The following is a 23637-nucleotide window of genomic DNA, read 5'->3' on the forward strand; positions in this document are numbered from 1 at the left end:
GAGCCAGACATGGAAAATATGTTTAATCGAAAGCTTCAGATGGCTTTAAAAGAGCACCATTCCAACCTACAGGCTTCTGTCATTTAGAAATATCGGTCTGATAAAACTCGTACCGAATCGTCCAATTAAAAGTCTCACCGGGCTTGATATTGATTTTGATATAAGGCTCCGGGCATAGTGTTTTAATAGCGGACCACATGGGTAGTTTGTAAATAGGTTGATCGCCACTGATTTTGACTCCAGCGCCTGTTTTATGATTTTCGATTTGAAAATCATAATCATTTACCCCATCGTTATGCCGCCCGATATCCTCGAAATAAAGATTTTTTCGAGGGGCTATATCTTTCACGAACTCGATATGATTTCCTTCCACTTTGACCAAATCAGGATTATCCCGAGCCTCACCAGAAATCCGGTATGGAAACTTTACTTCGTAAGCTGGTCCAATCAGTGTATGATCCATTACAAAAAAATTGTGATTATAGACTGTGGTTTCGATAGAGTGGTTACCGGTATTCTTCAACGAATGGGTTAAAACTAATTCGGCTTTGCCTTTTATCAATTTCACGGTTTTTTTGTATTCATAACCATAGCCCATATCATTGAGACGATGTGTAAAATCCACGTGATCCTTTTTGGTCTTTATCTTCCAGCTACCCGTATTAACTTGTTGGTACTCTGTAGATATAGCATATTTAGGTTCTTCCGGTTTGATGACCATGCCTATGCCGATTACAAGAAATTTTTCACCCACCTTGGCCTCTTCGTATCCAATGGGGGCAAATGCCTCCACCGGTCCCATGATCGCATCATGAAGCGTAGGTCTATAGGTCTCAAACCATTGACCAAAATATTGATGTCCATTCCATTCCAGCGAGGGTATCACCCCTGCCCAATCAAATCTGGATCCACGATAATATCCGGTTTCGGTATTAGGCAGGTATAACCGGGCATTGATTATTTTATTTGTGATAGTTGCTTGTGGAAAATGGTCTTGAGATTGTGACAGACTTACGGTCGCAATCAATAATCCCAAACTCAAAAAATATAGCTTTTTCATCTCAAATTAATTTAACTCCAAAGTCTATCATAAGATCTCAAGTCATTCCATTGTGGTGTCGGGGCAAAATAACTTGTATCCTCCGGATGTAAGTGTTTTTTTATCTCTTCATCATTCAGCTCCACGCCTAAACCTGGGGCATCATCCGGCACATTGGCAAATCCTTTGGTGATCATCGGTTTTTTACCAACCATCCTGACCAAATTAGGCCACCAGGGATTGTCGGAACATTGATTGGGTATCTCGAGGGCCAGGGCATTTTGCGTAGCAGCCGCCATATGTACATTGGCCATGAAACATATTGGAGTGCCGGCAAAATGCATGATCATTGCGGTATCCTTTTCTTCAGCATAATCACCGATCTTCTTGGTTTCGAGGATACCTCCGGAAGATCCCATATCCGGTTGTACAATGTCGACCGCATGGGCATCACATAAGTTTATAAATGCTTCTTTGAGATAGATATCTTCTCCTGTAACCGTAGGTGTATTGATGGAATCCGTAAGTGTCTTCCATTGTTCTGTCAAATCCCAGGGCAAAAAATCTTCCAGCGCAGCCATATTAAATCGCTCCAGTGCATTGCCTACACGAATACAGGTGTTGATATCAAAATGGCCCTGGTGATCACCTGACAAGGGAATATCATATCCCACTACACTCCGCACCATGTCGACATACTTTGCCAATTCATCCAATCCTTTATCAGTGATCTGAATATTGGTAAAAGCATGCCGTGTATTCTGATAATGCAGAAAACTCTGAGCCCTGGACGACTGTACCTTATCATTAAATCCTGGTGTAAATTTAGTATTGACAGTAGTACCCGGGATCTTGCTTATCTTTTCTATACCGGGATGCATTTTGAGCCAGGTATATCCCTGGTCTACCATGCGATGCTTGACATCCGCTTTGAATTCAGTCATATCTACTTCAGCCAAAGGTTTGCCGCCTGAGTTTGGGATGTAAGAATACAAGCGGACCTGCTCTCTATACCGACCACCCAGCATCGCCCAGACCGGCACATTAAATGCTTTGCCAGCCAGATCCCAAAGCGCCATTTCGACGCCACAGACACCCCCACCCATACGACCATGGCCACCAAACTGTTTGATGATCTTGAATATCATCTCCACATTGATCGGATTTAGACCCAGGAGGCGGCTTTTGAGATAGAGTGCAAATCTGGCATCTCCTCCATCACGCACTTCACCCAAGCCATAAATCCCCTGGTTGGTATCAATGCGTAGCATTACATTGCGAGCGTTAGTAGCCCCGTTGCCATTGGTGATCGTGGTGTATCTCATATCCGTGATCTTAAGATCGGTAGGAGCGCTGTATCTCGATATACTGGAGGTAGTCATCGCAATAGTCTCCTGTGGACCAAGTCCCATTACCCCTGCAAGAGAAATGCCGCCTAAAACAGATTTTTTGAGGAAAGTCCTACGGTCATCACCTGCTGAAAGAATAGGGCCAGGGGCAGTTGGTGGATTCTTCAAGGCCTGGTAAGACTCAATGAGTTGCCTGATGTTTCTTTTCATATTGAATCGATAGTAATTTATTAATCTTGATATATCGATAGCTAAGCTAATCAATCACACCCATTGGTATTTGAATAAATGCAAAATTTTCAAAAATAGACTGTTAAGCATCTCTTTAGTGAACATTATGGATAAAATAATATCACTGTCGGAAATAGAACAGGAAGGTATTCTTACTAGGAACAAGGCCTGAAAGCCAGCATGCCGCACAAGACCTGAAAGCCTGGCTGTCAGGCTCAGGCAGAATTTGCATTCCAGTTTCCTATTTTTAATTCCAAACTTAGCAGATTCTTAGTAGAAACAAAGCCGGAAAAAAAGAATAATAAGTCAAAACAATATTTCATTTGCATTGCTGGATCGTCAAGTGTAACTTTACAGCCTATGATAAGAAGTTTTAAAAGTAAATCTTTAAAACAATTATGGGATTCAGGTTATTCACCGTCTCTTCCCCAAGATCAAGTTAAAAAAATTCTACAAATGTTGGTGGTGATCGACAATGTTGAACTTGTGCCTCAAGACTTTGAATTTTTTAAAAGTTGGAAAGCACATCCCCATAAGGGCAAAATGAAAGGAATGTGGAGTTTTAAGGTGAAAGAAAATTGGAGAATTGTATTTGAATTTTATAAACAAGATGCGTTCAATATAGATTATGTAGACTACCATTAAACTCTTTAAAATGAAATTAAATAAGTCAAAATTTAAAGCAATTCATCCTGGTGAGCTGTTAAAATCGGAACTAATAGATGAAAGAAAGCTAACTATCACCAGTATCGCAGGTATGCTCAAAGTATCCCGCCAAGCACTCTCAAACGTATTAAATTCCAAAGCTTCCATTTCTCCAGAGATGGCATGGCGCATATCGATAGTTTTTGGCGGAAACCCTGAGATTTGGATGAGATTACAAACCAAATTTGACCTCCAAAAAGCTGGAAAAAGAATTGAAAGACTCAAGCTTGTGCCTTTAACTTAGTCCCTGCCAACATCTCTTTCTGGCAAAATTATCTTTGCGCCACTCGGACCAACGACCTCATGGCAGCCCAGGATCTAAATCAACTTCGCACGATTCATAACCATTAATTAACTCTGCGCTGTTGCGCCGTTGCTCGATTTTTCCTAACCCTTATCAACTTGGCGCCTTCGCGCGATCTATCACTCACATCAACTTTGTGTCTTTGTGTGCTCTCATTCCTAACCCTCTTCAACTTGGCGCCGTTGCGTCTTTGCGCGATCTAACACCCTCATAAACTTTGCGCCTTTGCACGATCTATCACCCCTACATCACCAGGTCCTCTTACTCATCACTTTATCCAATTCAGCCTTGCTCATCGTACCAAGCTCCGGATGTTTTGACAACCACTTAATGAATTCAGACTTGATCTCATCCGTCCATTGACTATCAATCTGCCCGGTAGAGTACTTAGCCGTTTTGACCATTTCATAACCAAATTTGTCTTTTCTCACAACAAACTCGGCTGTAGCCACTACTTCTTCTGCCATGTGGGCCGGGACGAAGAGCACACCTTCTCTCATGGCGATGACCAGGTCGCCCGGTAGCACCATGGCATTGCCTATGCGCACAGGGGTATTCAATCCCATGAGCACCATTTCTTCCAGAAAAGAAGGATGAAAATCCCGCACATAGGCGTTGAAACCCTCTATTTGCTGGATCTCACCGAGATCTCTGGATGCACCATTAAAGATGACGCCATTGCCGGATTTTGCAAAAATAGAAGTGGCCAAAGTAGATCCCATCAGTGTACCACCACCGACCTTACCAAAGCCATCTGCGACATATACATCACCTTTGACCAGGGTCTCTATGGGCCAGGCATTGGTATTGCCTTTTCTTCCGTCTCTGGCAATTCCACGGCTCTTTATATTTTTTTCGATATCGGGTCGACTTGGCATGAACATGGCAGTCACTGCTCGACCGATGACAGGTTCATTTTCTTTAACCATCTTCCAATTGCCTTCATATTGGTTGACATAACCGTAGTTTTTTAATACAGTCCAGGCATCATCGATATTGATATTTCTGGCGCGGGTCAAAAGATCATCTGCGATCTTTGGTCTACCATCTGCAAAGCGCTCGCCTTTCCATTCTGAAGTAAGGAAGATGAGTTCGTCTTTGGGAATGGTCTGACAAATTGTGTTGCGATGCATCACAACAATGGATAATATAGTCATCGAAACTTTGGTCAGTAGATTCATTTTTTTAGTATTGATGTAATTAAAAAATTTAAAAAGCAAGTTAAGATATTAAATGATAATAATCAGTTTGTGATAAAATGCATCCGATTTGTGTAAGGCTCCGGCAGGCATTCCAGATTAATGTCCATAAATGATATTATTATCTTTATTCTCAACCTATTAAATTTCCTGCCCGATTAGGGTGATCACAGATATTAAGTTTATGTAAAGCCTCTACACTTGGCTTGGATAATTACTAACTTTCCGCCTTAGTAATAAGATCAAGCTATCCTGACCAGTCGTAATAAAAAGTGATAAAATTTGAGCGAATGAAGCCAAAAAACAAAGTATTGTTAAAATGGAATATAGCCATAAAAGTCTTGCCGGTTTTGGGCTTAATCGCTATATTAAAAACTTCATCTCATCTCATGGGATACGAAGTATTACAATTAAATGCCTTGTTTACCAGCCTGGTGGCAGGAACAATCTTTCTGATTGGATTTTTGATCAGCGGAGTACTATCTGACTATAAAGAAAGTGAAAAACTGCCTACGGAACTTGTATGCAGCCTCATTGCGCTATATGATGATATTTATCTCTTATTCAAATGCAAACAATCAGATACAGCCATTCAGTATATAGCTTTTCATAGATCTTTTGTGAATATTATCCCTGATTGGTTTACAAAAAAAGAAAAGACCAGGTCCATACTCGCCAAAATCAGCAGGATGAATGATTACATTGTCGATCTTGAAATCGAATGCGTACAAGCCAATTATATCATCAAATTAAAAAGCGAACAAAGTAATATCCGAAAAATAATAATGAGGATAGATACCATTCGGGATACGACTTTTATAAGTTCAGCTTATGCTATCGTAGAATTTATGGGCCTTCTGATAGCCCTTTGCATGCTGGTCATAGAAATCCAGCCATTTTTTGCTGCTGTTTTTTTTACATTGCTTATTTCTTTTTTGATTACTTATATGGTATTCTTAATCAAGGATTTAGACAATCCATTTGATTATAATTCCAAAGTGGATACCGGCACAGAGGTTTCTCTGAAAGCATTGTACGATCTGATTGAAATGCTCAATACCAGGCAGAATAGTGTAGCGGCACCTCTTAGCCAGGATTACTGATGCGCCTGTCGACATCCAAGTCCATTTAATTGAAAGTAAGTACACCAAAAACCAAATAAGAGCTGATCAACCATCAGTAACCCAAATTATGCCTGCTTTTTGTAATAGAATATGTTTAGCTACCAGAAACAGGCTAACCAAATAGCCCGATAGATCTGAGCAGTATTGCCTCCGGGAAGCAAAGGAAATGAGGTCAGTATGCAGACCATCGAAATGGCCATATCGACCAACCTCCTGAATATTTCTTCAAAATAGGAATGGTATCCTTAATCACCTTTTTTGAGATACTCTTCTATATCTTGTTTACTTGCAGCTACTTTTTTAGGATATTTTGCAAACCAGGCCCTGAATTCATTTTTAATATCATCCGCCCAGTCACCATGGATTTGACCAGAGGGGTATTTATTTTGTTGTAATAAAAATCGCTCGAATTCATCTCTTAGACCGACCAGTGTGGAGTTTTTAGCCAGCTCTTCCACCAGGTGGGCAGGTATAAACACTACACCATATTCATTGGCAAAAACCACATCACCCGGCAATACAGTAGCCTGGCCTATACGAATAGGGGTATTGATACCGGTAGGCGTCATGTCTTTAATGTATGAAGGGTCATGTCCCTTGACCCATGCATTAAATCCTTTGGTATCTTTTAGCTCTTGCATGTCCCTCACAGAGCCATAAAAGATCACCCCTTTGCCGGTTTTGCCCACAATCGCATTGCCGAGACTCGATCCTATCAAAGTACCATCTTTGATTTTTCCGAATCCATCGGCCACATAAATATCCCCTTTGGTCAATACATCGATGGGCCAGAGGTTGGTGCCTCCTTTTTGTGATCGGCCTTCTTCCCGACCAAGTTTTCTCACAAGAGAGTCCAGGTCAGGCCGGGAGGGCATAAACTGGGCAGTGACTACCCTACCTACCATCGTCTCTCCGGGCTTGAGTATGACCCAATCTTTCTCTACCTGGTTGCGATAACCTTTTCGACCCAGAAAACCCCAGATCTGTTCGAGCGTAGCACTCTCCAGGGCTTCCAGGACCACATCCGACACTTTGGGACGACCATCAGCAAATCGCTCCCCTTGCCAGAGAGAGGTAAGTGCTTTTACCTGGTCAGGGGATGCACCCAATGATTGACTTTGAAGGTTCCAAATATTCAACATAAGAATCGCCAGGAACAAGGTTTTTATTTTATACATACAGTTAAATGTTATTAAGCAATAAATATAGTCAGTATTGGGTAAACAATAGAAGTAAGTGGCTACTGAAGTTATTTTAAAACTGGTGAAAATGGCCTATTCCGGCAATTACCTTGTAATTAAATAATAAGCTTCAATGGTTTATGAAAAGGAAATACTACCCCTGGGGGTAAGACATTAAACTGCAGTGTTATTGTAATTTTGGGCTAAAATATCCTTATGAAACTCAAAAGCCTTATCTACCTTTTCCTCTGGATTCCTTTGATCTTCTTACAGTGTCAAAAAGATGGACTCACAGGAGGAGATGATAACAATGGTGGAAATCAAAATATCACCTATGGCAAAAACAGGTTCATCACCAGGATTGATGGTGATGATAGAGAGTATTGGGTGCACATTCCCAACTCCTACACCGGAAAAACTGAAGTGCCTATGGTATTTATGCTACACGGCACCAGTGGTGACGGAGAAGAGTTTTATAATCATTCAGGATGGAGAGAAGTGGGTGATGCCGAAAATATCATCACCGTCTATCCTTCATCCTGGCGATATTGTATCCATACCGATGGAGAAACCAAGACAATCACGAAGTGGAACACGGTACCTGATTGTGAATGGACTTATTGTGATGGACAAAAACCGAGAGATGATATTAAATTTTTAAGTGCCATTATTACGGAGATGGGATCCAAATATAAGATTGATGACAAACGGATCTATCTGGTTGGCTTTTCTAATGGTGGGCAAATGGCGGCAAAATGCAGTATTTCCTTGAGTGATAAACTGGCCGCAGTCGTATCCAGCGCCGGCTCTTTTTACCTAGATACTGTGTATCAGCCTAAGAGAAAACTGCCGGTACTCTACCAAGTGGGAAATGAAGATTATGGGCCTGGTAATACCGGGCCGGCTATTCCGGCATCCGCATTTACTACTCTTTTAACTACACCCGACCTTGTATTTAAAAATGGAAAATTTAATATTATCGCCACAGATCATATTAGAAATTTTTCACTTAATCCTAAGTTTGTCATCACTGGAGATACCACCAAAGCCATCATAGCGACTTACAAACCTTTATCCGCCAGTGATAAACATGAGTTTCAATTTGTCATGATAAAAGGATTAAAACATGCCTATCCCAATGGAGAAAATCATCCTATGGAAGCTGCGGTGTTAAATTGGGCATGGATGAAAAATTTTAGTCTGTGATCAGCTGCATAGAATAATTGGGTGAGAAACTTGCCCAAACAAAAAAAAGTAGTTACCTCATTTTTTTAACATCCCTCCACGCCTGAATGATAGCCTTCTCCCGCATCAATACTGATTCAGGGTTTTGCTCATACATTGCTCTCCTTTGATCAGTGAGGGCATCAGAATACCACCATTCGTAGATATCTTTTACTGAATCTTTAATGGCTCTGCATGTCAATCCTGCATTTATGGCTTCCTGATTATTGATCCTCGCCGAACCATAGTTATTTCCTTCAGCTGGTATCCAGGGGATTAAATAAGAGACCTTATGAAACTTTAAAAAATCGTAGTCATCTATGCGTATGAGAGTATGTTCTACATCAAATGCTTGCTGTGCCAGCTCAACGAATTCAGGCATAGTTTGGGTAATTTTCGGTCCCACGGCATTAAAAATACCTATGGTCTTATTCTCTGCTAATCTGATCATCCACTCGGCCACATCCCTGACATCGATATATTGAACGGGATCATCTATTTTACCGGGCACCATTACTTCACCGCCTTTCGCTAATCTGATTGGCCAGTGGATAAATCGATCGAGTTCATCAGCCGGTCCGATCATATAGGTAGGCCTAACAATGATAGCGCGCTCTGGCCCAAAAGCTTTGATAGCCTCCAGTTCTGAATTGGCTTTCATGACTCCGTAACTATATTCTCCCTGTTCCTCTTCATCAATAATATTTGCAGGCTCTTTTAAAACCAGAGCGGTCTTTTCATCAATGTCCTTGCCTAAATATGGATAATAAACTCCTGTGGAAGAAGTATAAAGATAAAGCTCAGATCTATCTTTCAATAATTCGGCTGATCGTTTAGTCCAATCTACTTTACGCCCGGAATTGTCAATCACTACATCCCAATAGCCTTTTTCTAAAGCGGTCAAATCATTCTCCCTATCGCCAATAAGCTGCTCCACATCATTAAATAATTCCTTGTAAACGGTAGACACGGTTTTGCCACGGGTAAATGTAGACACAGCATGTCCTCTTGACAAAGCATAAGATATTTGGTGCGGTCCTAAAAAACTCGTTCCTCCCAGTATCAATATTTTTAATTTTGTCTTTGGGCCAGTATCAGTTATTTCATTTTTTCCTTTTTTTGAAGCACAAGAAATGATGGTCTGTCCCAATAAAGGAAATAGAAGACTTGATTTGATGCCAGTCTCAATTATTTTTCTTCGAGTAATAGTCTTTATCATCTTTTGACATTTAGGAATATACGCCACCTTTACTCACCCCATCCTCTTCCCATTCCCCACTGCCTGCATCAATCCTCTCATATACCCAAAGGCATACAAAGCCCCAATATTGCTATAACCCGCATGATCGTTGCTGTCGCCTGCCATAGTCGGGACATGATCAGGTCGAATAGGTCCTGTGAATCCAATATCATAATAGGCTTTCATCGCGGCATACATATCGATATCTCCCTCGTCATGAAAAGTCTCTTCAAATTTGGTGCTTGGTTTGTTGCCGCTTAAGTCTCTCACATTTCTAAAATGGACAAAATGGATCAGTGAATCAAATTGTTTTATTGCCTTGGGTATATCAGCACCCATCAATGAAAAATTGCCCTGGCACATCGTGATGCCATTGTAAGGACTTTTTACGATTTGAGTCATGCGTTTAAAATTGTCTACACTCGTCATGATGCGGGAGATACCTCTGATGCTATCGATCTGAGGATCATCGGGATGCATCGCGAGTTTCATACCTATTTTCTCAGCTTCCGGGACGACTGCTTTGAGGAAATATTCAAGGTTGGCCCAGAGGGATTCTTTAGAAACTTTGCCAAATTCTGTATCAGGAAGATCTTTGATCAATGCCTGATCAAAAGAAGTCACCAGGGCCCCGGCTCTGCCTATATCATCTTTTTTAGTGCGATACCAACCAATGGCTGGCATCCAATTATAACAGATCACCTCTACCTCACCATATTGTTTGAGGTTTTTCATAAAAGTGATAAAATTGGAGATTTCTTCATCTCGCCCGGGTAATGCCAGTTTGGTGGCATTGCCTAATGCAGGAGGGCCTTCTACAACATTAAACTTCATACCTGCTTGGTCCCAGGCTTGTTTAGTGGCTTTGACAGCTTCTGGGTCCCAGGGGTTTTGGTCTTTTGCCAACGAGCCCATAATCCCACCGACGGCACCATGTACATTCATTTGTCTGCAAAATGCAATTCGTCGTTCATCCGGCCCCCAAAAGAAAGCTTCACTCATCACCATGCCGGCATCTTTGACTATGGATTTCATCCCGGAAGAGGGCCGGGGTTTGAGATGGTGGTCAGTAGCAGCAATGGCAGTTGATTTTCCACCCAATGATAATGCAGCGGTAAGGACAGCACTTGTTTTGATAAAATTTCTTCGATTATTTTTCTTCATGATTTGAGATTCGTAAGATCAATGATTGTTTCAGGCTTTAAGTGCGTTTTTATTAATAGATTCTAAAAGACCACGCATATACCCAAGGGCGTACAAAGTACCCAGGGTACTATACCCCGGCCTATCGTTGCTATCACCCGCCATCGTAGGTACATGATCAGGTCTGATCGGGCCTCTGTATCCAATATCATAATAGGCTTTCATCGCAGCATACATATCGATCTGTCCTTCATCATGAAATGTTTCGACAAATTTTGTACTGGGTATCTTCCCGCTGAGATCGCGCACATTTCTAAAATGGACATAATTGATTTTGCCAGCGTTGCCCCATCGTTTGACGAGTGAAGGGATATCGGCGCCCATTAATGAAAAATTGCCCTGGCAGAGCGTCAGACCACTGTATTTGCTGGGAACCAGCTTGAGCATTCGATCAAAATTTTCAACACTGGTCATGATCCTGGAGATTCCTTTGAGCTTATCCACTTGTGGGTCATCGGGATGTAATGAAAGGTTCATTCCTATTTTTTCTGCTTCAGGCACGACTGCTTTTAGAAAATATTCCAGTGTAGTCCAAAGTGTAGCTTTCGATATTTCGCCATATTGTGTGACAGGCATCCTCCTGGCGTCTTCATAATCAAAAGAGGTCATCAATGCACCCCCTCTACCTACTGTATCCATCTTAGTCCTAAACCAACTCACCACAGGCATCCAATTGTAACAAATGATATCTACTCCGCCATATTGTTTGAGGTTTTTCATATAGGTGATAAAATTGGAAATTTCTTCATCTCTACCTTCCAAGCCAAGTTTGGTCTTTTCACCCAAAAGAGGAGGCCCTTCTACCACATTCCATTTCATGCCGAGGCTCTCCCATTTTTGCTTTACTCCAAGTATGACTTCGGGATCATAGGGCTTGGAGTCGCCTATATTTCGCATCCCATAGACTGCACCAAAGACATCCATTTGTTTCGCCATAGCTATCCTGGGAGAGTCGTAGGACGGGATAGAAAGTGATAGCTCCATACCGCCATCCTTCACCAAGGTTGTCAGTTTTTTGGGTACTATATCATGAGCCGGAACTGCCTTGCCAAGGCCCATTCCTGCTAAAGAGGCAGAGGTAGCGAGTGATGCTGTTCGTTTGATAAAAAGTCGTCTATGGTTTTTCATAAATGGCTTTGAACATTTTTATTGGTTTAAAGCTAAGCTTCCAAGTTCTAATATCGGCATATTTTAGTCAAATATTACTATTGTATTAAAATGTGTCTCAAGCCGACCTGGCAGTACTTTGGATTAAGCCTTTCCCAATAAACTTAGCAAATTACCATAGTCAATATTCATCAATCTTAAGGATAACCGGCTTTGCCAATTTTATATCAAAACATATAGATGCCGACCTGTCCCGGACAAATTTGACACTATTAAAATCCAATAAAAATAAATTTTCAAAATAATATTCCATTATTTTTCAAATTCAAAAGGAACAGCATTGCCCACGATTTCAATTTGAGAGTATTGCTGTCTTAAAGCTTTGATGACATCTTGGTCAACCATGGTTTGGCCAAGATATAGTTCTGTTAATGCAGGCCATCGGGACAAATTATTAACCCCTGCCGCACTGACCCTGGTATTGAATAGATTAAGACATTCTAATTTGTCCAACCCTTCAATACTTTTAAGGCTTTTGTCCGTGATAGGATTATGCTCAAGATTCAATTTTCGTAAGTTGGATAATTGCCCTATAATCTCCATAGATTCATCATCAAGGTTGCTACCTGCCAGGTTAAGCCAGACTATCTGTTCCTTCATAAGTAATAACGATGTTAATTGCGTCTTCGAAAACAATTGATTAGGTTTTATGGGAACGATATCTACTATATTTTTTCCCGACGAAATCGATTTGATATTAAACCCATTCTTTGAAACGGAGTCTATCAATCCTGGTGAAACTGGAGGAACCTGCATATTTGATAGCGGATCCTCGGTTCTAGATCTCAACCCATACTGCCGTTCTAAGTATTGTGTTATTTGAGGTGTCCTCTCAAGCACTCCAATTTTTTTATCCAGGGTGGCACCCGACTCAATCCACCATTCTAACAATCTGACTTCGTCATAGGTCAGACCGATTCCATTGGGTGGCATAAATTTAGGATGATTGGCAGGCAAGCTTACGCGCTTAAATATTTTACTTTTGTAAGCATTGCCTGGCTGTATTATTTCGCCACCATCACCTCCACGCAGTAAACCCTTCGCAGAACTCATATCCAAACCACCATTTTGGGTACGTTCCTGATGACAGCGTATACATTTCTCCTGAAATATAGGAAAGATCAAACTTTCGAATAGGCTAGAACTATCGTTTATTTGGGCTTGAACACTCCTCATCTCCATCCTGGTTCGTGGAAGCATATAATCAGGACCATGGGTCATCCTACCTCCTAAATGCCCAGCGATTGCTAACAAGATGAGGAGCCCAATATTAAGGATCAGAATTAAAGACTTATATCGTTGGAGCGGAACAATGTAAAATAATGTCAGCCCCAATATACCCAGGCCGATGCCTGACCACTTATGCCAGAATAAATTGTCATATTCATAACTGGCCGACTGAGCTAAACTCAAACCCGATGCAATAGACAAGCCAACAAATAAAGTCCCAACCAGATAAAGAAACCTGATGGTGCTACGATATTTTTCAAAACTTTTTCCTTTAAGCAATAAAACTGCTGCTGCGGCCATCACTAAGATACCAATCGGAAAATGTATTAAAAGTGGGTGAAATCTCCCTAACCATTCTGCCATTGTACTCTCAGCTTAATATATCGTGAACCACTTTGCCATAAACATCAGTCAACCTGAATCGTCTACCCTGGTACTTAAAGTTAAGTCTTTCATGATCAATGCCCAACAAATGCAATAAGGTAGCTTGAAAATCATGTATGTGAACTCCATTTTCGGCTACGTTGAAACAAAAATCATCCGTGCTGCCATAGGCCAAACCTTTTTTTAGTCCTCCGCCTGCCATCCAAATGCTATAACATCCAGGATGATGATCACGACCAAAGGATTCTGCAGTCACTTTACCCTGCGAATAAGTAGTACGGCCGAATTCTCCACCCCAAATAACCAAAGTATCATCTAACAATCCTCTTTGTTTAAGATCTTTAATCAGGGCGGCAGCAGGCTGATCAGTGGCTTTACATACTGTGGGCATCGCCTGCGGCAATTGACCATGGTGATCCCAGTCCTGGTGATACAACTGAATAAACCGAACATTGCGTTCAGCCAGTCGACGAGCCAATAAACAATTGGCTGCGAAGGTTCCAGGCTTGCGGCTATCTGGTCCATACAACTCGTAGATATGCTCTGGTTCTCCTTTTACATCCAATGCTTCTGGTACCGAAGTCTGCATGCGAAATGCCATTTCATATTGTGCTATTTTGGCATCAATCTCAGGATCTTTGACCTCGTTTTTCTGCAATTTTTGAAGCTCATTTAAATAATCTAGTTGTCTGCGGCGATCCTTACTATCCATACCGGATGGATTGTCTAGGTACAAAACCGGATCCTTTCCGCTGCGAAATTTGACCCCCTGATGCTGGGAAGCCAAAAATCCGTTGCCCCACAGCCGATCATACAGCGGCTGACCATTGCTGGTTTTAGAAAGCAATACAATAAAGGACGGAAGGTTTTCATTTTCTCCTCCCAAGCCATAACTTACCCATGAGCCAATCGACGGCCTCCCGGGTTGTTGCGAACCTGTCTGGATGAAAGTAGCAGCAGGATCATGATTGATGGCTTCGGTATACATGGAACGGATGATGGTGAGTTCATCAGCCACCTGGGCCGTAAAAGGTAGCATATCACTGATCATATGGCCACTCTGCCCCCTAGCTTTAAATGAATAAGGAGAAGGTACTACAGGAAAAATCTTTTGTCCGGCAGACATTCCGGTCTGCCGCTGAGTACCCCGTATAGAAGGGGGCAGGTCCTGACCCTGGTATTTAAGCAATTGTGGTTTGTAATCCAAAAGGTCCACTTGCGAAGGTCCTCCACTCTGAAACAAATAAATGACTCTTTTTACCCGTGGAGTAAAATGTGGCAAAACAGCTACTGCGTCATTTATGGATGTGGCTGCAAGAGCGTTCACCGGATCCAGGAGCCCTGCCAGTGCGATGGCCCCCATACCCAAAGCAGAAGTGGATAAAAAATCCCGACGCGAATGGATCCTGCGGTAATCTTTACAATGATGCATATTCTCTAATATTAAAAAAAATTAAAGATATTTTGAGTATTATCTTCTCATATAGGATTCATCGTGGTTCATAATGGTATTATTTACAATGGTGAGGGCAGCCAATTCATTTGGATCCCAACTTGTATCCAAAGGATATTCACCAATAGATAACAGCTGGTTAGCTTTGTTGGGATCATTTTTAAAATGGTTAATTTCCTGAGCATACAAACCAATGAGCACCTCCATTTCTTTTTCATTTGGCTTTCGACCTGTCAATCTTCTGAAGGCTAACCCAATCAGCTCCTTCGTGTCTTTATGTTGTTCGCTTTTCACTTTTTGAGCCAACATTCTAGCTGCTTCCACATAGGTAGGATCATTGAGTAGTATCAATGCCTGCAGAGGAGTATTGGTGGTAGGACGAGATACTACACAATAGCTGCGATCATTGCCATCAAAAGTCATCATGGCCGGAGGTGGTGAGGTCCTCTTAATAATAGTATACATCGATCTGCGATAAAGATTGGCCCCGGTATCCTGATTATATACAAGATATTTGGGTGAAAAAAAACTTTTCTCTCCCCAAATATTATCCGGCTGATAAGGCTTCACGGGCTCCCCACCTACTTTCTCTACTAGCAGGCCACTGGCAGCAAGGGCATTGTCACGAATCATCTCTGCGGATAATCTAAAAGAAGGCCCGCGAGCTAATAAAATGTTTTGAGGATCTGCAGCTTCCAAATCTTCCCGATAAATGGAAGATCGTCTATAGGTGGCAGACTCGATAATAGTTTTGATCAACCATTTGATATCCCAATGATGTTCCATTAATTGTAGCGCCAGCCAGTCCAGTAATTCAGGATGGGATGGCAAAGCCCCTTGATTGCCAAAATCATTCGCGGTGGCTACAATACCTCTGCCAAAAAACATTTGCCAATATCGGTTGACAGTGACTCGTGCTGTAAGAGGATTGTCTCTACTAAATATCCATCTGGCCAGGCCCAAACGGTTTTGTGGGAATTCTGCTGGCATACCTTGAAGGCATAAAGGAACACCTGGCAACACTTTTTCTTTCTTCTCTGAATATACCCCGCGATCAAGAATATAAGTCGTTCTTGGGTGATCCTCATCCATAACCTGGACCTCTACTGCATCATCATATAGACTAGTTTCTTTTCCAACCCATTTTTTCAATAAATCTGTTAATCCCCGATGGGTTGAATCATTATTGAGTAAATAATATTCCATTAAGTTATGATCATCCCGAGATTGATTTTCATATTTAAAATCACCAAGGCTGGCTACCTCCAGGGCACTTAATTGTCGGGAAAATATTCTAATATCATCAAAACATCCTTTTAAAAAAGCTATTTCGCCGGAAAAGTTTTCATTCCACCTTCCCAATCTCAAGGCGCGTTTGACTGGTTTGAAAGTACCATCAACCGGTAAGCATGATCTGGTGAGTTGGTCATATACGATCCGGTTAACACAGGGTTTACCATTGAGAAAAATAGACATCCCCCTGGCAGATCCGCTACCATCATAAGTCACCATAACATGCTGCCATTGCCCAAATTCTATTTTCACGGTAGACTGAATCCTCAGCTGATCATGAGGCAAAGCATGTATGATCCTAAATATAAGCTCATCAGAAGTGTCTATTAAAACATCCCAGCCACGCCAAAGTGAATTTTTGTCACCCGCATTGCAGAAAATCGTTTTAAATCCCTTACCTATCTCAGGCTTGATCCAGACACCAGCTGAAAAGGGTTGGTTGCGATCGAAGAGACCTACGCTATCTAAAAATATACCTTGATATTCATTTTCCAGGCAGATGGACTTGCCCAGGTATCCGTCCTTAAGTTCTGCTTGACCATCTAATCTAGCCAGCGGATTTTGATCTAAGACAGTAACCTTATTTTTGTTTTTTGTAAAAGTGCTCAACTTTTCAACAGGCAAACGCATTTGAAGGCCCTTTACATCTCCAGAAGAAATTTTCTGATTAAGATAATCCATATTGTTTTTGACCTTTTCAGTATTAGTTTCAAGGTCAGTCTGAATTTTTTCAATATACTTTTTAACTTCAGCCAGTTGATGTTTGCTACTGTCTGGAAGCAATAAAATGGTGGGGCCACAATTGCCATCATCACTATTCATTCCCAATTCGTCCACATTGTTAAAGAAAGCAGCAAATTGGTAAAACTCTTTTTGAGTGATTGGATCAAACTTATGGTCATGGCATTGAGCACATTTCATGGTAAGCCCTAAAAATGCAGTGGAAGTCGTATTGATTCTGTCAAATACGTATTCCATCCGATATTCTTCATCAATGACGCCACCTTCCGCGGTGATCTGATGATTGCGATTAAATCCTGTAGCTAAGATCTGTTCTTCAGTGGCATTGGGCAGTAAATCTCCGGCAAGTTGTTCGGTTCCAAACTGATCATAAGGCATGTTTTCTTTAAATGCCTTGATCACCCAATCACGCCATGGATACATAGATTTCCAGCCATCAGCATGATATCCATGACTGTCCGCATATCTTGCTACATCCAACCATTCCATGGTCATGCGTTCGGCATATGCATCTGTTTGAAGCAGTTTATCCTCTATTGATTGCAGGTATTCGTCACTGGGATTTTTCAAAAATTCATCCATAGCCTCGACAGACGGAGGCAATCCGGTCAAATCCAGGTATATTCTACGCAGCAGACGCTCGGGGTCAGCAGGCGCAGATGGCTCGATACCTTCTTGTTCAAGTTTGATCCCAATAAATTGATCTATCGGATTTCGAATTTCTTTTTCGAAACTGACTTTTGGTACAGGTTCTTGCTCTATCGGTAAAAAAGCCCAATGGTCTTTCCAGGCAGCACCCTGGTCAATCCATTTAGTGATCATTCCTTTCTCTTTAGCACTAAGGGTAAGGTTACTTTCAGTCGGAGGCATGATCCAATCCGGATCAGTAGAATAAATATGTTTTATGAGTTCGCTATTGCCTGGACGACCCGGTGCAATAATTTTTTTACCGCTTTTGGTTTTGCCGAAAAGACCTGCACGCAAGTCCAATCTCAATCCAGCTTTTCTAGCTTTCTCATCAGGTCCATGACATTTATAACATCGATCAACCAGGATGGGCTTTATATGAAAATTAAAGTCAATTTTATCAGGCAGGTCTGACCTAAGACCCTCTTTGCAGGAAATCGAAAATTGACTGATAAAAAGTATGGAGCCCAGAAGCAAAAAAATAGTATTTCTGAAAGCGGTACCCATATTAAATTTAAGTGTAGCAATATAAGGCAAATATTCATTTTGCGTGCCGACTGCCATGGTCTATTTATTTACATGAGGCTAAAGACTAACTCTTTAAAAATGTTCAGGCAGTTTTCAATAATCGATGAATGTGCTAAAAGCAAATGACTCCATGCTTTGCACTAAAACTCAATTTAACAATTCCTCCAGCGTAGGAATCGAAGGCTGAGCACCTTTTTTGGTGACCGATATGGTCGCCGCTTTATTGGCTAGAGATATCGCTTCCACGAAATTTTTATTTTCGGAGATTGCAGCGGCCAGAAATCCATTAAACACATCACCAGCTGCTGTGGTATCAATTGCATCCACTTTGACCGTAGGTACAAATCCATTTTCACCATTTTTTGCAATAAAATAAACCCCTTTGTGACCCAGAGTAATTATGACTGATTCATTTACTTTTTTCAATAGGGTGGCCGCAGCCAACTTTACTTCTTCTTCGGTTCCCGGATAGATGCCAGTTAAAATTTCTGTTTCGGACTCATTGGGGGTAATGATGTCTACCAGGCTCAATATTTCTTCAGTCAAAGATTGTGCAGGTGCAGGATTTAAAATTGTCTTCACTCCATATTTTTTAGCCAGTCTCAAAGAAAATTCAACCACCTCGATCGGGATTTCCAGTTGAATTAATACTTCATCTGCCTCAGAAATAATTTTCTCAGCGGATAAAATATCATCTATTGAGAGTTTTCCATTTGCTCCACTGGCGACGACGATGGAGTTTTGAGCGGTTACTTCATCAACCAGGATTACTGCTATACCGGATGACATATCCTGATCTATCAATATGTGATCCGCATTGATACCATCAGTTTTGTAACCTGCTACTGCATTTCTACCAAAATCATCATCACCCACCCTGGCAATAAAAGAAACACTACCCCCGGCTCTGGCAGCTGCTACAGCTTGATTTGCCCCCTTTCCTCCCTGGACCATGAAAAACTCCTTACCCATGACTGTTTCACCAGGAGAAGGCATTTTTTTACATATAACGACCATATCGGTATTGCTACTCCCTATGACGACAATCCTTCCCATAACAATCAATTACCTGCATTTAGCTAATATAATCAAAGAAATACCGGTGATAAAAAGCAGAAACATAAGTCCTATCAATATGTTAGTACCCTTAGGCGCATCTTTAAATTCTTTCCAGATAAATACACCCCAGATCGCTGCAATCATGGTAGCCCCTTGTCCCAGTCCATAAGAAATGGCGAATCCGGCTTCGCCGGCTGCTATCATATTAAACAACATACCGATACACCATATACTGCCGCCTACTATGCCAATAATATGAAGTTTGGGTGTTCCGTTTTTGAAATAATCCATATAGGTGACCTTGGTTCCATTGAGCGGCCTGTACATAAAAAAACTATTAAACACAAAATTTGAAAGAAATATACCAATAGAGAATACGAAGACAGCTGCATATGGTGTAAATAATCCGTCTGTTGGATGAATATAGTCTGGTGACATTGAAGCGGCCACAAATCGGTAAAAGAAACCCATCAATACTCCGGCAGCCAGAGAGATTAAAATGCCTTTGGCAGTAGTAGTGCCTTGTGAGATCTTTTTGTAAGCCATCGCATCGAGTACAATAGCCGCGGCTACCAAAGCTACCCCAATAAATAAAAGCACTGGATTGCCGTTCGGCGTAGCAAAATAATTGACAATAACGCCCAATACCAAAGCGATGCCTATGCCTATCGGGAAAGCAATCGCCATACCAGCTATATCAATCGCAGCAACCAAAAGCAGATTGGCTATATTAAAAACAATACCTCCCAGCAATGCATACCCTATCGCCCCGGAGGAGGCTTGGAACAGGTTAGGTATAAATGCTTGCCCGCTCTCTCCACGGCTCCCTAACGTAAGACCGAACACCAGTGCCAATATCATGATACCAAATGTGTAGTCCCAATAAAATAAAGGGAAGCCCCAACTTTTGGAACTTAGTTTTTGGGTATTGGCCCATGATCCCCAACAGATCATGGTGATCACGCAAAAAACAATGGCTTGCAGATAATTATCGACTATAAACATGGGCTACCTATTTGAATTGTATATGATCTTATCTAGTAATTTTTACCCTAAACTTAAACTCTTCAAAGCTCTGAGTGCAGAATTTGTATTATTCAGGAAATATCTATTCTCGGAGATCTTATGACTGCAATATAGAAATTAATCAAATCAGAACAAACGATTGTACCTAATTATTACTTTGGGTCAATATCTTTTTATATCTTTCTTATACCAACGGAGGATCAATCCCCAAAAGCACCTCCAAGCAATGACTATTTAAATTTTCAATACCCGGCTTTAAATCAATATATACCAAGGATATACTCACTTATATTTGTTCATTTTTAATCATGAAAGGTCATAAAGTAACTATCAAGGATATTGCCAACAAAACACAGCTTTCCATCTCCACTATTTCGAGGGTGCTCAGTGGGAAAGGTGAGCAATATCGTATTTCGAATACTTCCCAACAAAAAATCAGAGATGCTGTAAAGGAATTAAATTATATACCGAACTATTTTGCTGCAAATTTAAAATCCGGAAAAAGCAAGACTATAGCTATGATTGTACCTTCCCTGACAAATCCCTTTTTTTGCAAATATAGCAAGTGAGATCAATGCAGAAGTGAGGAAATATGGTTACACCACCTTAATAGCAGACAGTGATGCAAACTACGAGATTGAAAAATTAGAATTACAACAAATGGTGTCTCGCAATATAGAAGGATTAATCATAGTGCCCTGTGGAGACCATCTGGGTCATATTCAATCGCTACATTCCGGCGGACTCCCAATCATCTGTATCGACCGATATTTTGAAGATCAGGATATCCCTTATGTTGCAACAGATAATTATGAAGGTGCTTTACTAGCCACCGAATTCCTTATTGAAAACGGACATACCTTGATAAGCTGCATCCAGGGGTCACCACCTTCCACACCAAACAGGTTAAGAGTAAAAGGATTTACAGACGCTATGGAGGCAGCAGGAATAAAAAATTATAATATTGTGGGAGATGATTTTAGCATCCAAAACGGATATCTTGAAACAAGATTATTATTACAACAAAAAAAAATTCCAACCGCCATTTTCACACTGAGCAATACCATTGCACTTGGCTGCCTCAAAGCATTAAAGGAAAAAAATATTCGAATTCCTGAAGACATCTCGTTAATCACTTTTGACGATCAACCCTACCTAGATTATTTAGAAACTCCGCTATCCTGTATAGCTCAACCAGTGAGTGATATAAGTAAAATAGCCATCAAATTTCTTTTTGCAAGAATTAACAAAATAAATGACAAGATAAATCAAGTGCTTCTTAAGCCTGAATTGAAATTCAAAAAATCGATTCGAAATATTAATTAAACTAGTGCAGGTAATACTCAAATACTTTCCGACTGTAATTATATTGTTTTTGCAATCTCGAGATTGCGGGTAATCCTGGTACCATCTTTCAAAAAAGTTCCAACATACAACCCGATTCTCTTCTTTGCCTCTTCCAAATCCAGATTATTCAGATTAATATTGAGTAAGTCGACGAACCAGGGCAATTTTGATTCACTTCGAATATAGGCAATGACGATCTCCCGTGATATAGGTAAGGTGCTCGATTTTGAATTTTCATGCACATCCTTATGACCCGCTTGTAGCAGTTTTTCATATTCCTCATCAAGCAACCTCTCAAACAAAGTCATACTAAAAGGGTCTCCGGCAGCTGTCCCGGTTTGAGCATCTGAGTCGGTAATGATGGCTTGTTTATGTACCCATTCCCAAAGGATACTCAATCTTATTTCGCCGGTAGCCATATCCTCCATGAGATACAATATATCATCGTTTCCAAAGAAGTCGGCCGGTTTCAAAGCAGCAGCTTGCATCCCTTGCCCAAATGCGTTGCCGTATTGTAAGGCTACACTCAATAGATTTCGGGCACCTCTTATCGTCCTGGGTGCTGGTTCTAATAACAGCAAACCATCACCATCTTGTTGTGTGTAGGTGAGTCGTGGAAACGATCTTCCCAATTGATTCGTCTGTTCCTTTTTATCCCAAACGGGTCTGATGATATGCACCATTTTCCAATGAGCGACCCACTTTCCACTGGCACCTTCCTTTTCTTCGCGTTCTGCTCCTGCCAAAGCTTTTTTCATGCTGGCAGCTACACCTTCCGCAGTACCTACAGGGATATTGGGCTCCATACCGCCCTGCCAAAGCGCAAAATTGCCTTGCATATCAGGAGTATTTACAGCGCGGCGTACACGGTCTTCATAATTGCGCATGTATCCATAGGTCATAGTAATGGTTTCAATATCCGGGTTGATAAATCCTTTATCCCAGGACATAGCATCCGAGACGCTATTGATATAATCCCATCTGCCTGTATTGTACCCTACAAAATGTTTTCCCAGGGTCGCTCTAATTTCCATGAGTTGATAAGTAGCCTCCACCTGCTCTACCAGTACATAGACTTTAATGGACCCAATTGGTATATGAAGATGCTGCTCAAGAGCGGAAAGCATTTCATTCCACAAGGTGGCTTCCTCCGCAGTTTGAATTTTTGGCAGGTACAAAACAATAGACGAACCTGCCTGCAGCAATGCCTGATAATTATTTACTACGTAAAGCGCCAAGTCTACTATAGAGGCTGCTATCGATTTTCCATGTATATCCGTGATGTGACGATCATCCAGGTGCAAGCCACGAGCGCGAAATATTCTGGTTGTAAAATTGAGTTGTTGCGCCCAATCGACAACAATCTTTCTGCCTAAAAAACCAATAGACCAGTTATTCATTTCTTCAGCGACTTTCTCAGCCACTTGTAAAAACACCGGATCTTTGGCGATAGCCAGTTTCAGATTTCGTTGATTGTCTAGAGACATGGTATTGATTTGACCGAGAGCATCCTCCCCGTCAAACATCCAACCATCAGCTCCTGAAAGAAGAGCATATGCCACATTGCGGATACTGCTTTCAAGACTTGCATTGGGTTTGGCTGCAGGCCCTGTGCCTTGTATCCATTGCCGCTGCAAGTCTGCAGGAATGATAGACCCTTCAAACTTACCATCCCGGGCATCTTGTACCTTGATATCGGTGCGCGGTATGAAAGATGATGAATCCAGAAACGAAATTCTTTCCCCAAGTTGTTGCCTATTAGTTCTCTTGTTTATGCGTTTTTGCATCAAGTCTTTAATCTCCTGGTTGAAACGGAACAAATCTGCTAAGGCAATCAAAACTTCCGGCGTGTAGACATCTGCATATCGTTCTTGCAGATGATTGGGTATGATAAAATTCTGAATCATCAAATTTATTTTTTAA

At 41.3% G+C, this 23637-nt stretch carries 19 protein-coding genes; 6 read left to right on the forward strand and 13 right to left on the reverse strand.

The features are described from left to right. Nucleotides 1–79 precede the first annotated feature (79 nt). Both IPJ09_10130 and IPJ09_10135 read right to left on the reverse strand, forming a co-directional pair. A complete protein-coding gene (locus tag IPJ09_10130) occupies nt 80–1060 on the reverse strand; it encodes a hypothetical protein (GenBank protein ID MBK7371781.1) in 981 nt (326 codons plus the stop codon). Between the two features lie 11 nt (nt 1061–1071). Further along, nucleotides 1072–2598: a mandelate racemase/muconate lactonizing enzyme family protein gene (locus IPJ09_10135; protein ID MBK7371782.1), complete on the reverse strand. Its 1527-nt coding sequence runs from the start codon at nt 2596–2598 to the stop codon at nt 1072–1074. Nucleotides 2599–2979: 381 nt separating this feature from the next. On the opposite strand from IPJ09_10135, the gene IPJ09_10140 reads away from it, so the two are divergent. Both IPJ09_10140 and IPJ09_10145 read left to right on the forward strand, forming a co-directional pair. Further along, a complete protein-coding gene (locus IPJ09_10140) occupies nt 2980–3264 on the forward strand; it encodes a type II toxin-antitoxin system RelE/ParE family toxin (protein MBK7371783.1) in 285 nt (94 codons plus the stop codon). Nucleotides 3265–3274: 10 nt separating this feature from the next. After that, on the forward strand, nt 3275–3568 hold the full coding sequence (locus IPJ09_10145; GenBank protein MBK7371784.1) for a HigA family addiction module antidote protein: 294 nt from the start codon (nt 3275–3277) through the stop codon (nt 3566–3568). A 308-nt stretch (nt 3569–3876) separates the two neighbouring features. Here the strand turns inward: IPJ09_10145 and IPJ09_10150 are convergent, their stop codons facing one another. Beyond that, nucleotides 3877–4809 (reverse strand): RraA family protein, encoded by a 933-nt coding sequence (locus tag IPJ09_10150; protein ID MBK7371785.1) that lies wholly within the window; start codon nt 4807–4809, stop codon nt 3877–3879. A gap of 308 nt (nt 4810–5117) precedes the next feature. Between IPJ09_10150 and IPJ09_10155 the strand changes: the two genes are divergently transcribed. Continuing rightward, complete coding sequence (locus IPJ09_10155; GenBank protein ID MBK7371786.1) at nt 5118–5930, forward strand: hypothetical protein; 813 nt, start codon at nt 5118–5120, stop codon at nt 5928–5930. 266 nt (nt 5931–6196) lie between these two features. Here IPJ09_10155 and IPJ09_10160 read toward each other — a convergent pair whose 3' ends face one another. Beyond that, on the reverse strand, nt 6197–7129 hold the full coding sequence (locus IPJ09_10160; GenBank protein ID MBK7371787.1) for an RraA family protein: 933 nt from the start codon (nt 7127–7129) through the stop codon (nt 6197–6199). 219 nt (nt 7130–7348) lie between these two features. Here IPJ09_10160 and IPJ09_10165 point away from each other — a divergent pair, with 219 nt between their 5' ends. Further along, the gene (locus IPJ09_10165; protein MBK7371788.1) at nt 7349–8338 is read left to right on the forward strand and encodes an alpha/beta hydrolase; all 990 of its coding nucleotides are present in this window, start codon (nt 7349–7351) and stop codon (nt 8336–8338) included. Nucleotides 8339–8390: 52 nt separating this feature from the next. Here the strand turns inward: IPJ09_10165 and IPJ09_10170 are convergent, their stop codons facing one another. The 8 genes from IPJ09_10170 to IPJ09_10205 all read right to left on the reverse strand — a co-directional run bounded on the left by IPJ09_10170 (nt 8391) and on the right by IPJ09_10205 (nt 20346). Then, nucleotides 8391–9575 (reverse strand): NAD-dependent epimerase/dehydratase family protein, encoded by a 1185-nt coding sequence (locus tag IPJ09_10170; protein MBK7371789.1) that lies wholly within the window; start codon nt 9573–9575, stop codon nt 8391–8393. A 33-nt stretch (nt 9576–9608) separates the two neighbouring features. Next, a complete protein-coding gene (locus IPJ09_10175) occupies nt 9609–10760 on the reverse strand; it encodes a mannonate dehydratase (GenBank protein ID MBK7371790.1) in 1152 nt (383 codons plus the stop codon). A gap of 30 nt (nt 10761–10790) precedes the next feature. After that, nucleotides 10791–11927, reverse strand: a complete 1137-nt coding sequence (locus tag IPJ09_10180) for a mannonate dehydratase (protein MBK7371791.1) — start codon at nt 11925–11927, stop codon at nt 10791–10793. Between the two features lie 291 nt (nt 11928–12218). Further along, a complete protein-coding gene (locus IPJ09_10185) occupies nt 12219–13559 on the reverse strand; it encodes a hypothetical protein (GenBank protein MBK7371792.1) in 1341 nt (446 codons plus the stop codon). 7 nt (nt 13560–13566) lie between these two features. Continuing rightward, nucleotides 13567–14943 carry a DUF1501 domain-containing protein gene (locus IPJ09_10190; protein MBK7371793.1) on the reverse strand — a complete coding sequence of 459 codons (1377 nt, stop codon included), beginning with the start codon at nt 14941–14943 and terminating at the stop codon, nt 13567–13569. A 108-nt stretch (nt 14944–15051) separates the two neighbouring features. Beyond that, nucleotides 15052–18318 (reverse strand): DUF1553 domain-containing protein, encoded by a 3267-nt coding sequence (locus IPJ09_10195; GenBank protein ID MBK7371794.1) that lies wholly within the window; start codon nt 18316–18318, stop codon nt 15052–15054. A gap of 111 nt (nt 18319–18429) precedes the next feature. Next, the gene (rbsK, locus tag IPJ09_10200) at nt 18430–19338 is read right to left on the reverse strand and encodes a ribokinase (GenBank protein MBK7371795.1); all 909 of its coding nucleotides are present in this window, start codon (nt 19336–19338) and stop codon (nt 18430–18432) included. Nucleotides 19339–19347: 9 nt separating this feature from the next. Beyond that, on the reverse strand, nt 19348–20346 hold the full coding sequence (locus IPJ09_10205; GenBank protein ID MBK7371796.1) for a multidrug DMT transporter permease: 999 nt from the start codon (nt 20344–20346) through the stop codon (nt 19348–19350). A gap of 329 nt (nt 20347–20675) precedes the next feature. On the opposite strand from IPJ09_10205, the gene IPJ09_10210 reads away from it, so the two are divergent. Beyond that, nucleotides 20676–20936, forward strand: a complete 261-nt coding sequence (locus IPJ09_10210; GenBank protein ID MBK7371797.1) for a LacI family DNA-binding transcriptional regulator — start codon at nt 20676–20678, stop codon at nt 20934–20936. Nucleotides 20937–20949: 13 nt separating this feature from the next. Continuing rightward, a complete protein-coding gene (locus IPJ09_10215) occupies nt 20950–21693 on the forward strand; it encodes a substrate-binding domain-containing protein (GenBank protein ID MBK7371798.1) in 744 nt (247 codons plus the stop codon). Between the two features lie 38 nt (nt 21694–21731). On the opposite strand, the gene IPJ09_10220 is transcribed toward IPJ09_10215, so the two are convergent. Beyond that, on the reverse strand, nt 21732–23621 hold the full coding sequence (locus tag IPJ09_10220) for a malate synthase (GenBank protein MBK7371799.1): 1890 nt from the start codon (nt 23619–23621) through the stop codon (nt 21732–21734). Nucleotides 23622–23637: the final 16 nt, after the last annotated feature.

The organism is Saprospiraceae bacterium (genome assembly GCA_016709995.1).
GTDB lineage: Bacteria > Bacteroidota > Bacteroidia > Chitinophagales > Saprospiraceae > JADJLQ01.